The 14,915-nt window shown below is 63.9% G+C and carries 10 protein-coding genes and 1 pseudogene; 6 read left to right on the top strand and 5 right to left on the bottom strand.

Annotation, left to right across the window (positions count from 1 at the left end; genetic code table 11):
• The 3 genes and pseudogenes from EOA49_RS22550 to folD all read right to left on the bottom strand — a co-directional run.
• Window positions 1–326: pseudogene (locus tag EOA49_RS22550) on the bottom strand (VWA domain-containing protein); the annotation flags it as partial.
• Between the two features lie 86 nt (window positions 327–412).
• Window positions 413–1,375 (bottom strand): GlxA family transcriptional regulator, encoded by a 963-nt coding sequence (locus EOA49_RS22545; protein ID WP_082953990.1) that lies wholly within the window; start codon window positions 1,373–1,375, stop codon window positions 413–415.
• Between the two features lie 52 nt (window positions 1,376–1,427).
• On the bottom strand, window positions 1,428–2,327 hold the full coding sequence (gene folD, locus EOA49_RS22540; protein WP_067327995.1) for a bifunctional methylenetetrahydrofolate dehydrogenase/methenyltetrahydrofolate cyclohydrolase FolD: 900 nt from the start codon (window positions 2,325–2,327) through the stop codon (window positions 1,428–1,430).
• A 431-nt stretch (window positions 2,328–2,758) separates the two neighbouring features.
• Here folD and proC point away from each other — a divergent pair, with 431 nt between their 5' ends.
• Window positions 2,759–3,574: a pyrroline-5-carboxylate reductase gene (proC, locus tag EOA49_RS22535; protein ID WP_127239869.1), complete on the top strand. Its 816-nt coding sequence runs from the start codon at window positions 2,759–2,761 to the stop codon at window positions 3,572–3,574.
• On the opposite strand, the gene EOA49_RS22530 is transcribed toward proC, so the two are convergent.
• Window positions 3,549–4,889 (bottom strand): NAD(P)H-dependent oxidoreductase, encoded by a 1,341-nt coding sequence (locus EOA49_RS22530; protein WP_127239868.1) that lies wholly within the window; start codon window positions 4,887–4,889, stop codon window positions 3,549–3,551. The genes proC and EOA49_RS22530 overlap by 26 nt on opposite strands.
• Window positions 4,890–5,412: 523 nt before the next feature.
• On the opposite strand from EOA49_RS22530, the gene EOA49_RS22525 reads away from it, so the two are divergent.
• The 4 genes from EOA49_RS22525 to EOA49_RS22510 are packed head-to-tail and all read left to right on the top strand — an operon-like array spanning window position 5,413 to window position 10,969.
• A complete protein-coding gene (locus tag EOA49_RS22525) occupies window positions 5,413–6,870 on the top strand; it encodes a TolC family protein (protein WP_127239867.1) in 1,458 nt (485 codons plus the stop codon).
• 30 nt (window positions 6,871–6,900) lie between these two features.
• Window positions 6,901–9,033, top strand: coding sequence for a type I secretion system permease/ATPase (locus EOA49_RS22520; RefSeq protein ID WP_127239866.1), 2,133 nt, complete (start codon window positions 6,901–6,903; stop codon window positions 9,031–9,033).
• Between the two features lie 15 nt (window positions 9,034–9,048).
• Window positions 9,049–10,338, top strand: a complete 1,290-nt coding sequence (locus EOA49_RS22515) for an HlyD family type I secretion periplasmic adaptor subunit (RefSeq protein ID WP_127239865.1) — start codon at window positions 9,049–9,051, stop codon at window positions 10,336–10,338.
• A complete protein-coding gene (locus EOA49_RS22510) occupies window positions 10,328–10,969 on the top strand; it encodes a ribbon-helix-helix domain-containing protein (protein WP_067327220.1) in 642 nt (213 codons plus the stop codon). Before EOA49_RS22515 ends, EOA49_RS22510 begins: the two co-directional genes overlap by 11 nt.
• Before the next feature lie 14 nt (window positions 10,970–10,983).
• Here the strand turns inward: EOA49_RS22510 and EOA49_RS22505 are convergent, their stop codons facing one another.
• On the bottom strand, window positions 10,984–11,985 hold the full coding sequence (locus tag EOA49_RS22505; RefSeq protein WP_127239864.1) for a transglutaminase-like cysteine peptidase: 1,002 nt from the start codon (window positions 11,983–11,985) through the stop codon (window positions 10,984–10,986).
• Between the two features lie 323 nt (window positions 11,986–12,308).
• On the opposite strand from EOA49_RS22505, the gene EOA49_RS22500 reads away from it, so the two are divergent.
• The coding region (locus EOA49_RS22500) for an Ig-like domain-containing protein (protein WP_206520211.1) at window positions 12,309–14,915 on the top strand (2,607 nt) is incomplete at its 3' end.

Here is a 14,915-nt window from a genome sequence, read left to right as displayed (position 1 = left end):
TGGCCGAGAAATTTCATGCTGTCGGCGGCCGCCGAGATCGCGCTCGCCGAACCCGCCTGCGGCGGCACGATCAGCTCGATGTCCGCGCAGCTACCTTTCTGGCGATGCCCGTAGGCCATGAAGCCGATCTCGTCGTCGCCCGGCACCGACTGCAGCACCGTGCGCAGCGATTCGCGCGCGATCTCGAGCTTCGGCTTGCCGTCTATCTGGGCCCACATGGAGCCGGATGCATCGAGAATGATGATGACCTTGTTGGCGGCAAAGCCAAAGGTGGTCATCGACAAAAGGAGGATCGCCGCAGCGACGCTCCGTGCCAGTCCCGCCATGAAAATCTCCTGAGTGAACCCCCGTCCGCGCCGGGAAAGCTATTTGAGCCGGGCTTTGCAGACAAGTCCGATGGCCGGCAAGTCGCTCAATAGGTGGTTCGGCGCTCTTCCGACGGCGGACGGCCGAACTGCAGCCGGTAGCTTTGCGCGAAATAGGAGTGGGAGGTGAAGCCGGTGGCGATCGCGACGTCGAGGATCGGCATGTTGGTCTGGCGCAGCAATTCGCGCGCTCGCTCGAGCCTGAGTCGCATGTAGTAGCGGCCCGGCGTCACGTTGAGATGGCGCAGGAACAGGCGCTCGACCTGGCGCACCGACAGGCCCGCCGACTTGGCAAGCTGCACCGCCGACAAAGGCTCATCGAGATGGTCGGCCATCAGCTCAACGATACGTCTCAGCTTCTCCGACTTGCCGGTGAGGTCGCGCTCAGGTCCGACGCGCTGGCGGTCACCGGCCGAGCGGATGCGCTCGTGCTGGAACTGGTTGGCGACGCCATTGGCGAGATTGGAGCCGAAATCGCCGCGCACGATCTCCAGCATCAGATCGATCGAGGTGGTGCCGCCGGCACAGGTGTAGCGCTTGCGATCGATCTCGAAAACGTTGCCGGTGCAGTTGATGTCCGGAAAACGCTCCATGAAGCCCGCGCGGTTTTCCCAGTGGATAGTGCAGCGGTAGCCGTCGAGCTGGCCGGCCTCGGCGAGCAGATAGGAGCCGACCGAGAGCGCGCCGAGCGCGTTGCCGCGGCGGCCCCAGCTGCGCAGCGCCGCCAGCACCTTGCTCTTGCCGGGGAACTCGGTGGTGAGCCCGACCGAGACGAACAGGATATCGACCGGCGGCATGTCGGCGACTGAATAGTCGATCTTGAGCGGAAGGCCGTTGGAAGCCATGACCGCGTCGCCATCTGCCGATATCGTCGTCCAGCCGTAATAATCACGGCCGAGCAGACGGTTGGCCGAGCGGAAGCAATCGATCGCCGCCGCCAGCGAGAACATCGAAAACTTGTCGACCAGCAGGAAGCCGAACTGCCGACCGCCCTGAACGGGATCGCCCATGACCGGCCGTTCAACAGGAGCAGTAAGATTCGGCAAGGATGCTGCTTTCCGATCAGAAGGACGGCCGCTTCAATCCGGCCGCGAGGTAGGCGGAAGCTACAGTGTTGGCCATCAGCATGGCAATGGTCATCGGTCCGACGCCGCCGGGGACCGGCGTGATGGCGCCGGCGACCGCGGCCGCTTCGGCATAGACGACGTCGCCGACCAGCCGCGACTTGCCTTCGCCCTTCTCTGGCGCCGGGATGCGGTTGATGCCGACATCGATAACGGTGGCGCCGGGCTTCACCCAATCACCCTTGATCATTTCTGGACGGCCGACGGCGGCGACCAGGATATCGGCGGTCCGCGCCAGCGCCGGCAGGTCCTTGGTACGGCTATGGGCAATGGTGACGGTGCAGTTGGCGGCGAGCAGCAGATTGGCCATCGGCTTGCCGACGATGTTGGAGCGGCCGACGACGATGGCATTGAGGCCGGAAAGGTCCTTGCCGCGCACGCGCTGGATCAACAGCATCGAGCCGGCGGGCGTGCAGGGCACGAACGCCGTCTCGAGCTCGCCGGTGCCGAGCTTGCCGACATTGATGAAGTGGAAGCCGTCGACATCCTTTTCCGGCGCGATCGTCTGGATGACCTTGCCGGCATCGATATGGCCGGGCAGCGGCAGTTGCACGAGGATGCCGTGGATCGACGGGTCGGCGTTGAGATCGCCGATGGTCTTCAACAGCTGCTCTTCGGTCGTCTCAGCCGGCAGCGTGTGCTGGAGCGAATGGAAGCCGCACTCCTTGGCCGTGCGCGACTTCGAGGCGACGTAGACCTGGCTTGCCGGATCCTCGCCCACGATCACCACCGCCAGACCGGGCCTGGTCGCGCCCTTGGCCGAAAGCTCGGCGGTCAGCGCCTTGACCTTCGATACCACGTCTGCGGCGACACTCTTCCCGTCGATCACTTCGGCCATCATTCACCTTCAACACTGTTGCGCGGCCACGCCTCGCACGCAGCCCTGATCCTCAATCCAGCAGTCGGCACGCGAACGCGGCGCGCAAGCGGTCAAATGCCGCGCGGCATTTTCACGAAAATTCGACAGGGCAATCCCGTCAAAACGTCGTCGGATGCCGTAAACCCGAAACCGGCTGCTTTTATCGAAGGCCGCTTTTAGCGAAGACGGGGTGTTTTAGAAATAGCGGCGGCGCGAGCGGCTTTCGGTCAGATCGCGCACCGCCTCGCCGAGTCGCCGGCAGGGCCGCAGCGTGCTTGGCCTACGACAAGTGTCGCTGCGACCTCTCTCGGCTCGCCGCCCCGACTGATCTGGCCGATCGATCTCCTTGAGACTGGACTTTTCCGCAACCGCGCGAGCGGCTAAGGAGAGCCCTCTTTGCGGAGGTTTCGATGACCATCAGGCTCGTTCTCGCCGGTTGCGGCAATATGGGTTACGCGATGCTCTCTGGCTGGCTGAAATCCGGCAAGCTCGAGCCGTCGGCGGTGTTCGTGGTCGAGCCCAATGCCGAGTTGCGCAGGCGAGCCGAACATCTTGGTTGCGGCGCCGCGGCCGACGCATCCGCAATTCCCGCCGATGCCATGCCCGATCTCGTCGTCATCGCCGTGAAACCGCAGGTCGTCCGCGATGTGACGGCAAGCTACAAGCGCTTCGGCGACGGCAGGACCACCTTCGTCAGCATCGCCGCGGGCACGCCGGTCGCGACCTTCGCGGAGATCCTGGGCGGGCTCGCGCCGATCGTGCGCTGCATGCCGAACACGCCGGCGGCGATCGGCAAGGGGATGATGGTGGTGTTTTCCAACCCGCTCGTTCCCGACAACGTCAGGCGCTTCGCCGCCGAGCTGCTGTCGGCGAGCGGTGTCGTGACGACGATCGACGACGAGAGCCTGATGGACGCCGTGACCGCGGTCTCCGGTTCCGGCCCGGCCTATATTTTCCATTTCATCGAGGCGCTGACGGTCGCCGCCGAGAAGGCCGGCTTGCCGGCCGAGACAGCCAAACTGCTCGCCCTGCAGACCGTCTATGGTGCAGCCTCGCTTGCCGCCGAAAGCGATGAAGAGCCGGGCGTGCTGCGCCAGCAGGTCACCAGCCCGAACGGCACGACCGCCGCAGCGCTTGCAGTGCTGATGGGCGAAGACCGGCTGACGAAGCTTTTGACCGACGCGGTGGAAGCGGCGCGGCTCAGATCGATAGAGCTGGGGAAGTAGTCCTCACGCCATACAGCATCTCGTCCTGCAGTTGGCGCAGGGCAAATAGCTTGGTCGTCTGGTCGGGCGTGGCGTTGTCGGCGGTCAGGAGTTCGCCCTTCCTGACCGGCTTCAGGACCTTGCCGCCTTCGAGCAGTCCGACCGGCACGGCATGGCTGGCGCGCGCCTCGGCGACCGTCATGGTCCAGGAGCGGTAGCAGGTCTCGCCGATGGCGTCGAAGATCTCGCCTGCGGCGAGGTCGCGCTTGGCGACCGCGCAGACCTCGGCCACCGGTTTAGGCAGCGGCACCATGTCGGGTTTGCCGTAGAGCATGATGCGGGCTGCGGTCAGCGGCACCTCCAGCGAGGTCAGGTGGTACGGCCTGAAGAAGCTGTAATAAGGGCCGTGGCCGACATGGAGATCGTCCATGCGCTCGACGACGCGCGGATGCGTCGCCTCAACGATGACGAAGACGCCAGGCGCCACGCCCTTGCCGATCGTGTAGTCGACGATACCCTTCTTCGACAGGATGCCGCCGTCCTCGCGCGGGATGAGCACCTTGGCCAGCTGATCACGGTCGGCTTTCGGACCGTGCATGCCCGGAACATCGGGCACCAGGCCGGTGGCGTTGGCGATGGCGCACATCTCGACCATGGTCTTGGAGCCGTCGACGAACTCGACCAACATGCGCGGGTTCATGTTCCGGCGCAGCGCTTCATCCCGATAATCGTCGGGAACGGCGTCGTGGTTGAGCGGGTTGTTCTTGCCCTTGCCGGCCGAGACGATGGTATAACCGAGCGCCGAGGCGAACTCGATCAGCTCCATGCAGCTCGACGGCTCATCGCCGGCGCCGACCGAATAGACGACGCCGAGCCGATCCGCCTGCTGCTTGAGGTAGCAGCCGATGGTCACGTCGGCCTCGACATTCATCATCACCAGATGCTTGCCATGTTGCATGGCCATCAGGTCGAAATCGGCGGCGACGCCGGGTTTACCGGTGGCATCAATGACGACGTCGATCAGCGGATTGGTGACCAGCATCTCGTTCGAGGTGATGGCGATCCTGCCGCCTTCTATCGCCTGGCTTACCTTGGAGGCGGTCTCGGCTTCTGCAGCCATTGCATCGTCGCCATAGGCGATGCGGATCGCGTCGCGAGCCGTGTGCGGGCGGCGCGTGGAAATGGCCGCAATCGAAATGCCCGGCATCAGCATGCCCTGCGTCACCAGATCGGTGCCCATCTCGCCGGAACCGATGACGCCGATGCGCACGGGGCGGCCGTCGGTGGCGCGCCGGGCGAGATCGCGGGCAAGCCCGGTCAGGGCGACATTTGTCATACAAGAACGTCCATGCTTTGCTTCAGCCCGCAATACAGGGAACGATCCCCGTTTGCCAACAAAACCAGCCACCCATGGGCAATTTCGTGCGCACGTCTTGCAGGACCGGCGCAGATTTCCCGCAGCAATCCGCAACCTTCAGGTGTTTCAAAGCCTTGGCCATGTCCGGAGGAAGGGCAGATGCCGCGGTTCATGCCACGTGCCGATCTGACCGCCAAAGTTGGCACGGTGAGCGACGCCTCGGTCGATTCCTTTGTGCGGACTTACTGTTTATTTAGGGAAAATAGTGTTCGCGGTCGGTTTCAACTGAACGGCGCCCTCGGCGAGGATCGTTTTCTGTGCCATTTTTGCTACATCCGCCGGAACTAATGGCTGGAATCCGTGCTTTTGGAGCGCTCCAAATCAATAAGTCCTCCCATCCGCGAAAAATCTGCTAGATACTCGTTGCAAGCTCCGGTGGCAGGCTTGGGCGAAATAAGCGCTGACAAAAACAAAAAGGCGCGGGGATAGTCACGGGGTAGAAATGACCAGGACGGGTAAAGTGACCGTCGGCTGGCGCTTTGCGCTTGCCATGACGGTGTCGATGCTGGCTTGCGGAAGCGCCAGCGCACTCACGCTCAAGGAAGCTGTAGCAGTCGCGGTCGAATCCAATCCGGAGATTGGGCAGGCGATCGAAAACCGCGAAGCCATCGAATTCGAGCTGCGCCAGGCGAAAGGGCTCTATCTTCCCAGCGTCGATCTCGAAGCGTCGACCGGCGTCCGCCGTCTGGATAACGACTCCCGGCGAGCGCTCGACGAGGACCATGACGCGCTTTATCCAAACGAAGCGGACCTCACCGTCTCACAGACGCTCTATGACAGTGGCGCGAGACGGGCCGAATTGAACCGCCAGGCCTCGCGCGTCGACGGAGCTTCCTTCAGGGTGTTGGAACGGTCCGAATTCATCGGGCTTGCCGTCGTCCAGGACTATCTCGAATACATGCTGCAGGCGTCGATCGTCGCCGAAGCGAAGAAGAACCTCGGCTTCCATCAGTCTATACTCGGCGACATCAAGCAAGGCATCGCGGGCGGCGCGCTCAACGATGCCGACCGGCAGCAGGCCGAGGAGCGGCTTTACGCCGCCAAGGCGCGGATGCAGGAGGCGACCGAGGAACTGGAAGCGGCCAAGATCCGCTTCTTCAAGAATGTCGGCAAGCCGCTGACCAACCCGTCGCGGCCGGCCGATGTGGCCGGCGCGCTGCCGCGCTCGCTCGATGACGCGATCGGGCTTGCCAGACAGAACAATCCGCGCGTCCACATGGCCAACAGCGACATCGATGCTGCCGCGTCGCTGGTCGACGCCGCGCGGGCGAAATACGGCCCCACCATTACCGCCGAGGGTGTCGCCCGGGGCGGCTATGACATCGACGGCGACGACGGCGACACCAGCGACCTGCAGGCTCGGGTGGTGCTGCGCTGGAATCTCTATCGCGGCGGCATCGACAAAGCCAACGAGCAGGAGCAGATCCGCCGCACCAGCGAGCAGCGCCTTGCGCTGCATCAGGTGCTGCGCGAGATCGAGGAAGCCGTCCGCACATCTTGGGACCGCCGCTTCCGCCAGGCGGAACTTGCGCAGACGCTGCGCCTGCAGGCAGCAACCAACGAAAGGCTGGTTGCCTCCTACCGCGAGCAGTTCAAGGTCGGACAGCGCTCGCTGCTCGACGTGCTCGATGCGCAGAACACGCGCTTCAACACCGCGACGCTGGCCGACACCTCGTCCTACGCGTCGCTGTTTGCCCAATACCGGCTGCTGGCCGCGACCGGGGAGTTGCTGAAGACCCTGAACATCCAGCCGGCCAAGCAGGCAGCCGCCTACGCGCGCAGCGAATTCGGCGTGCCGGCGACAGCCGATACCGAAACCTATGCGCGCACACCATCGGAGCAGAAGAACGATCTGCCGTTCGACATCCTCGCGCCGGTCAGGAAGAAGCAGCCGATGTAAGCATCGATCTCTGGTCCTTCGGGGCGGATCGTGAACCAGCAACCTAATATCGTCTCGCCCAAGGAGGCTTTCAAAGCCTGCTTCTCGGCGATTGCAGCCTATCTTGGCCGGCCGAGCGCCGAGACCGTGCTGTTTGCCGGGGTGCCGATTTCGGACACGCTGATCGAGCCGGACGACATCAGGCATCTGGCCGAACGGATCGGTCTCGAGGTCCAGGCGTTCAACCATCGCGATTTCGTGCGCGGCCGGGTCGATCTTCCGGCCATCGTCTTCCGCGCCAGCCAACTGCCGGTTGCGTTGCTCGCCGAAACGGAAACTGGGCAATTTCTAACGGCGCCGCAGGAAAACGGCCGCACCACGATCGGCAAATCGGAGCTTGCCGAAAGCTACATCAGCGGTGGCGCCTCATTCTCGATCACCTATGCCAACACCGCCGAGGAGATGACGGTCGGCACGGCGCCGAGGATCGAAAGACGCCATTGGCTGACCGGAACGATGGGGGCGTTCTGGCGCACCTACTCGAAGGTCGTGCTGTCGGCGGTCTTCATCAACCTCTTGGCGATCGCCTCGCCGATCTTCACCATGAATGTCTACGACCGCATCCTGCCGAACAAGGCGATCTCGACGCTCTGGGTGCTGGCGTTCGGGATCGGCGCGGCCATCCTGTTCGACCTGTTGCTGAAGACGGCCCGCGCCTCGCTTATCGACTATGCCGGGCGCAGGGCGGATCTCAGGATTTCCTATTTGCTGTTCGAGAAAGTGCTCAACTCGTCGCTTTCGGCGCGGCCGGGATCGACCGGCGAATACGCGAACCGCGTCACACAATATGAGTTCGTGCGCGAGTTCTTCACCTCGAATACCATAAGCGTCTTCATCGACACGGTTTTCGTCTTCGTCTTCCTGCTGGTCATCTACGCCATTGGCGGCTGGCTGGTGATCATACCGGCACTTGCCTTCGTCATCGCCGTCATTGTCGGTCTGGTGACACAAAGGCGCATCGGCAAGCGGGTCGCCGCCTCGATGAACGAATCTGCTCAGCGCCAGGCCCTCCTGGTCGAGTCCATTTCGACGCTGGAGACGATCAAGTCGCTGCGTGCCGAGGCCTATCTGCTGCGCAAATGGGGCGAGCACTCGAAGAACGCCGCCAACACCTCGGAGAAGATCAAGGAGCTTTCCGCCGCCGCCGGCAACATCACCGGCGCCATCCAGCAATTCGTCACCGTCGCCCTGGTGGTTGCCGGTGCCTATGCCTTCTCGGAAGGCCAGGTCTCGACGGGCGCGATTATCGGCACGGTCATGCTGGCGGGCCGCGCAGTCGCGCCGCTCGGCCAGATCGCCATCACGCTCTCCCGCTTGCGGCAAGCCATGCTGTCGCTCAGGATCGTCAATACGATCATGTCGCAGCCGGAGGACCGGCCCGACACGGTCGGCTTCGTCAACCGGCCGATCCGCAGCGGCGCGATGCTGTTCAAGAATGTCGGCTTCGCCTATCCAGGCACCGAAAACGAGGTTCTGAACGGGCTCAACATCGCAATCCGGCCCGGCGAGCGCATCGGCATCATCGGCCGCATCGGCTCCGGCAAAACCACGATGGGCCGCCTGATCGGCCGGCTGTTCCTGCCGACATCCGGAGAGCTGCTGCTCGACGGCATCGACATCCGCCAATACCACCCGTCCGAAGTTCGTGCCGCGGTCGGTATCGTCGCGCAGGCCGGCGACCTGTTTTCGGGCACCATCAAGGAAAACCTCCTGATGGCCGCTCCGGACGCGACCGACGAGGAAATCATCGATGCGGCGAAGGCCGCGGGCGTCGACGATTTCGTCTCTCGCCATCCGCGCGGCTACGACATGAATGTCGGTGAGCGTGGCACCAATCTGTCGGGCGGCCAGAGGCAGGCCGTGGCGATCGCGCGGCTGCTGCTGACCAAGCCGAAAATCGTGTTCCTGGACGAGCCGTCGGGTTCGATGGACCTTGCCTCGGAACGGCAGCTGATCAGGCAGCTCAAGGTGGCGTTCGACCGCAACACGACGCTGATCGTGTCGACCCATCGCTATAGCATGCTGGAGCTGGTCGACCGCCTCATCGTCATCGAGCAGGGGCGCGTGGTCGCGGACGGAGCAAAGGAACAAATCATCCAGGCATTGCAAAAGGCGAATGCCTGACCGGGACGTTGGGGAATGTTAGCAAAAGACGACCGGCCGCCGCTTTTCGCTTCGGCGTCCGTATACATCATAGGGGCACTGTTCGTGGCCTTCACCGCCTGGGCATCCTTTGCCGAGGTCGATGAGATCGCGCGCGGCGACGGCAAGGTCATTCCCGCTTCCAAGACGCAGATCATCCAGGCGAGCGAAGCCGGCGTCGTCCAGGAAATCGCTGTCAAGATTGGCCAGACCGTCAGGAAGAACGATCTGATCATCCGCCTCGACAACACAGGCAACACCTCGAGCCTCGGTGAGGAGCAGGCCAAGGCGCGGGCGTTGCAGGCGCGCATTGCCAGGCTCAAATTCGAGCAGAGCGGCAATCTCGAGGGCACGTTCCCCTGTCCGTCCGACATCCAGAAGACTGCCCCGGAGATCTGCGACAACGAGCAGAAGCTGCTCGTTGCGCGCCGGGACAACTTCCAAGTCAAGCTTTCCGTGCTGAAGTCGCGTCTCGATCAGCGCGAGAAGGAACTGGACGAGGCAACCGCCAATTCCGACCGCCTGTCCAAGAGCCTCGCCGTCAGCGACCAGGAAACGGCGCTGGTCGAATCGATGGTCAAGAAAGGCCTGATGGCCAGGACCGAACAGATTCGCGTCGAGCGGGAGCAGACCGATCTGCGCGGGCAGCTCAACCTTGCCGGAGAGACCATTAAGAAGAGCAAGGCGGCCATCACCGAGGCGCAGCTTCAAGTCGACGAGCTCGGCCTGCAATTGCAGCAGGAAGCATTGAGCGACTTGACGCAGGCGCTGGCGGACCTCTCTGTGGTGGACGAAACCATTCGCGGCGCCACCGACAAGGTGGCGCGGACCGATATTCGCTCGCCTGTCGACGGCATCGTCAACACGCTCGATGTCAACACGCTCGGCGCTTTCGTCCAGCCGGGCGCGGTCGTGGCCGGCATCGTGCCGACCTCGGAGACGCTGCTGGTCGAGGCGCGGGTCTCGCCGCGCGACGTCGCCTTCATCCAGCCGGACCAGGACGCGCTGATCAAGGTCACGGCCTACGACTTCTCGATCTTCGGCGGCATCGAAGGCAAGGTCTCCAACATCACCGCCGACAGCCTGGTCGACCAGAAGACGGGCGAGCCCTACTATCAAGTGCGCGTCGCGACCGAGAAATCCACGCTGCAAAGGAACGGCAAGACTTATTCGATTATCCCCGGCATGATCTGCTCGGTCGATATCAAGACCGGGCGCAAGACGATCCTCAACTATCTATTGAAGCCCATCAACAAGGCGCGCCAGGAGGCGATGAGTGAACGATAGCGCCGCACGCCCCGACACTCCGCGCGACCGGCTGCTGCCGCCGCTCGCAGCCGAGGATTTCGGCCCGGAGTTCCGCGTCGTGGCGCGTGGCGGCGTGCGCCGCGGCATCCGTTTGGAGCGCGCTTTCTGGGTGTCGCTGAAGCAGATGGCCGAAAGCCGCAAATGCACGATCGGCATGCTGGTCGCGGAGATCGCCGAAAATCATCCCGACCAGGGCAATCTCACATCGGCGATCCGGGTCGCATGCATGCGCGGCCTCGCCGAGGAAAGCATGGAACTGCGCAAGCTCGCTTCGATCCGGACCATCAACGCGATCCTGGTCGCCTGCCCCTCGCCCGCCTTCGCGCTGTCTTCGTCGAAAAAGATCCTGACCTTCAATGCCCCGTTCCAGCAATTGGTCAGGCGCCAGCTGCCGAACGCGCCGGGCGACGACGGCAGGCAGGACCTCAAGCTGGCGCTGGACCTCAACGTCGTCGACGTTTTTGCCCGGCTCGACGCCAATGGCGAGACACCCGTCACCACCGGCTTCGTCATCGGCGCCGGCGAGCGCCGCTACAGGGGCCAGCTCAGCGCGGTGCGCGCGCCAGTCACAGAGCCGGAGCTGCTGATGGCGTTCGTCTCAAACGGTTGAAAGAGGCGAGCCGCCTATTTCGTTGCGAAACCGGAGCCTGCCGACGTGACCGTCACATCGGGCGAAGCGCCTTCGCCGGGCGCCACTGTCGCGAAACCGCCGGCGATGTCGGCGATCTGTGCGCCGGCTTTCGTGCCGTGGATCCAGGCGCGGTCGGTGCTGAAGGAATAGAGCGGGACATAATCGGGAAGATCGCGGTCCATCGCCACAACGTTGCTGAGGCTGTCCAGGATGAAGGTGCCGCTTCCGGTGCTCACCGACAGCACCGCGTGGAAGAATTTCCGGCGGCGATCCTGCAACACGACCAGCGACATGCTCTGCGCCGGGATGCCGGCGCGCAACAGCGCCGCCATCTTCAGGATCGCGAAATCCTCGCAATCGCCGGCGCGATGCTCGAGGATCTCCGACGGCTTCGCCCAGTAGTCGAGCTTGCCGTAGACGACGCTGTCCTTGCGATAGGCGATCAGCCGGTTGATGCTGCTGTTGACGAAGTCCAGCTTGTCGCGAAAAGCCTTGTTGGCTGCAATGCCGACGATCTCGCCAAACGCAGCGTTCTCACGATCGCAGGCACTTCCGGCCGTGCAGTCGATAATCGCCTTGTAGACAGGCGCCCAGCGCGCGGCGACCGGGAAGTTGCGCATGGACAAGGCGACCGACCCGAACACGCCCGGAATGATCGCCCCAGTCTGAATCGGGTCAACCTGGATCGGGTCGATCCGGATCGGATCGACTCCGGGGGTAGCCTCTCCACTCGCAGAACTTGCCGCCGGGCGGACTTCGAGAGGCGCATAGGCACTGGCGGCACCGCCGACCCGGTAGGCAGCAACAGGCTGCCATGGCTGCAATCTGGCCAGCGAAACGCCGCCGAGATCGGCCGGCGCAGGCAGCGTTTGAGAGGCGGGACTTGCGACGGAGACTGCGCTGGCGGACGACGCATTCGGCAGACCGGCCAGGCCGATTGCCAGCAGCAGAACCTTGACCCTCGACGCCGACGAGGCAGCTTTTTGTATTTTCATGACGCCCACCTTTGACTGTGGACGCTACCGATCTTGTCTCAAATTATCGGAAAGGAAGGTGGGTAAGTTTCCGCGAATCAATCTATTCTGCTTTGTCTCAAATTTTATTCAAATTTATACTTGAATTTGCCGAACTGCCGCCGCGCTCCCCAGCCGGTTCGGCGGCGCCCCTGAAGATATATAACTGAATATATCGTTGCGATTTACCAAGTGTAAAAAATGCAAATCCATGCATATTCGAGTATATCAAAAAGATTGAAGGTACGTTGCAAAGTTCGAGCCCCGCATGTCTCTTGCCGGGAAATGCCGAAGGGGGCTGAACTATGACGACCAGTATCGAATTCGACGCCGTTTCAAATTTCTCGGACGAGCACGCAACTGTCGGCGAACAGCCGATTTCGGGCGTCCAAGTCGCCCAGGCCTCCGGCGGCCAGACGGCACCCGTGGCAGGCGAACCTGTGCCGGTCGATGTGGGAAGCGGCGCGCCGGCAAAGGGCGACGGCAACGCCCAGAACGCACAAAGCACAGCCAAGCCGGCGGCGGACGCCAACGCTCCTGCCGCCAACGCCCCTGCCGGAAACGCGCCGGCACCGAACACGGCAGCCTCGAACGTTGCGCATGAATATCACGCCGAGGCCGGCAATGTCGTGAAGCTTCCGGCCAATGTCTCGATCGACGACATCAAGGTCGACGGGCACAATCTGGTGCTGGTGCAGCCGGACGGCGCCGAGATCGTCATCAAGGACGGCGCGCTCAACGTGCCGACCTTCATCATCGGCGATGTCGAGGTGCCGCGCATTGCCCTGATCGCCGCGCTCGAAGCCAGCCACGTCGATGTCGCCTTCGGCGCCGACGGCTCGATCTCGGCCGGCGGAAATGGCTCGCCAAGCAGCGCCGGCGGAGACTTCTCGGTGCCTCCGGGCGGGATCGGAGACGGCTTCGGCCTGTCGGCACTTTTGCCGCCGACTGCATTGGCGTTCGGACAGCCGGAGAACCGTGAACTGTTCCCGTCCCTGCTGAAGCCGGACTCCACGCCGTCGATCGGGACCATTGGCGAAGCGAGCGTCAACGAAGCCGGCCTGCCGCCACACGGCGGATTGCCGGCCGGTTCCGGCGAGATCGCCGACGGCGATTCCGGCAACAACTCCAACACCTCCGAGACCACTTCCGGCACCATTGGCTTCACCTCGCCGGACGGCGTGTCGCAAGTGACGCTCGGCGGCCATGTGCTGACCTCCGCGGCGCAGACCTTCACCGACGCCACCGGCTCGCTGACCGCAAGCTATTCTTTCGACGCGACTACCGGCACCGGCACGATCAATTACAGCTACACGCTGAACACCAACACTTCGGGCGACGGCACGAGTGTGAGCTTCGCGGTCGGCGTGACCGACTCCGACGGCGATGCCGCGCCTCCCGGCACCCTCGTGATCAACATCATCGACGATGCGCCGACTGCTGTTGCGGATACGGATGCTGTGCCTTCGGGCTCACACGCGCCGATCGACGGCAACGTCATCACCGGCGCGGGCAGCGACGGCAACGCGACAGGCGCCGACATCCAGGGCGCCGACGGCGCGAGCGTTACGTCGGCCTATGGCAAGGAGGGCCCGGGCTCGGCGCAGACGGTAACGGGCGCCGGAGTGTCGATCGTCGGCGAGTATGGCACGCTGGTGCTGCACTCGGACGGCAGCTACACCTATACCCGCGCCGCGGAGACGAAGGGCGGGGTGGACGACGTATTCCACTACACCCTGACGGATGGCGACGGAAACCAGTCTTCGACGACACTGACCATCTCGATCGGCAACTCGACGCCTACCGTGACCGACCTGACGCCGGCAGCCAATGGCGGCGACGTGACGGTCAATGAAGCCGCACTAAATGTCGGCACACCGGGCGGCCCCGGATCCGACCCGGCAAGCACCGCCGAGACCGGCGCGGGCACCTTCACCATCGCCTCGCCCGACGGCATCGCCACGCTCAGCATCGACGGCCACGCCTTCATCACCAACGGCGTCTTCAGCGCCGGCTCCTTCACCACGGCGCTCGGCAACACGCTCAACGTCACCGGCTACAATGCCGCAACCGGCGTCGTCAGCTACACCTACACGCTCAACGACAACGAGGCGCATGCCGCCGGCCAGGGCACCAACAGCCTGTTCGAGAACATGACCGTCTCGCTCACCGACCAGGACGGCCAGAACGCCACCGGCACGCTCTCCGTCAACATCGTCGACGACGTGCCGACCGCGGTCGCCGACACCGATGCCGTGCCTGCGGGCTCGTTCGCCTCGATCGGCGGCAACGTCATGACCGGCGCGGGCAGCGACGGCAATGCGGCCGGCGCCGACACCAAGGGCGCCGACGGCGCAACCGTGGTCGGCGTCGCGGCCGGCAACACCAATGCCGATCTCGACAACGCCGCCACCGTCGGCTCCGTCATCCAGGGCACCTACGGCAAGCTGACGCTCAATGCCGACGGCTCCTACACCTATGTCCGCGACGCCGGCACCGCCGGCGGCCATGACGACGTCTTCACCTACACCATCAAGGACGGCGACGGCGACACCTCGCACACCACGCTGACGATCTCGATCGGCAACACGCCGCCGACCATCACCGACCTGACGCCGGCAGCCAATGGCGGCGACGTGACGGTCAACGAGGACGACCTGCTCGCCAGCCGCGGCGCCGGTGAATCGGCCGGCTCCGACACCTCCAAGGAGAGCACCACCCAGGGCGGCACCTTCACCATCGCCTCGCCCGACGGCATCGCCACGCTCAGCATCGACGGCCACGCCTTCATCACCAACGGCGTCTTCAGCGCCGGCTCCTTCACCACGGCGCTCGGCAACACGCTCAACGTCACCGGCTACAATGCCGCAACCGGCGTCGTCAGCTACACCTACACGCTCAACGACAACGAG

This window comes from Mesorhizobium sp. M1A.F.Ca.IN.020.04.1.1 (assembly GCF_003997315.1).
Taxonomy (GTDB): Bacteria; Pseudomonadota; Alphaproteobacteria; order Rhizobiales; family Rhizobiaceae; genus Mesorhizobium.
Note: the sequence above shows the minus strand (reverse complement) of the source record. Positions and strands in the feature narration are given on the sequence as shown.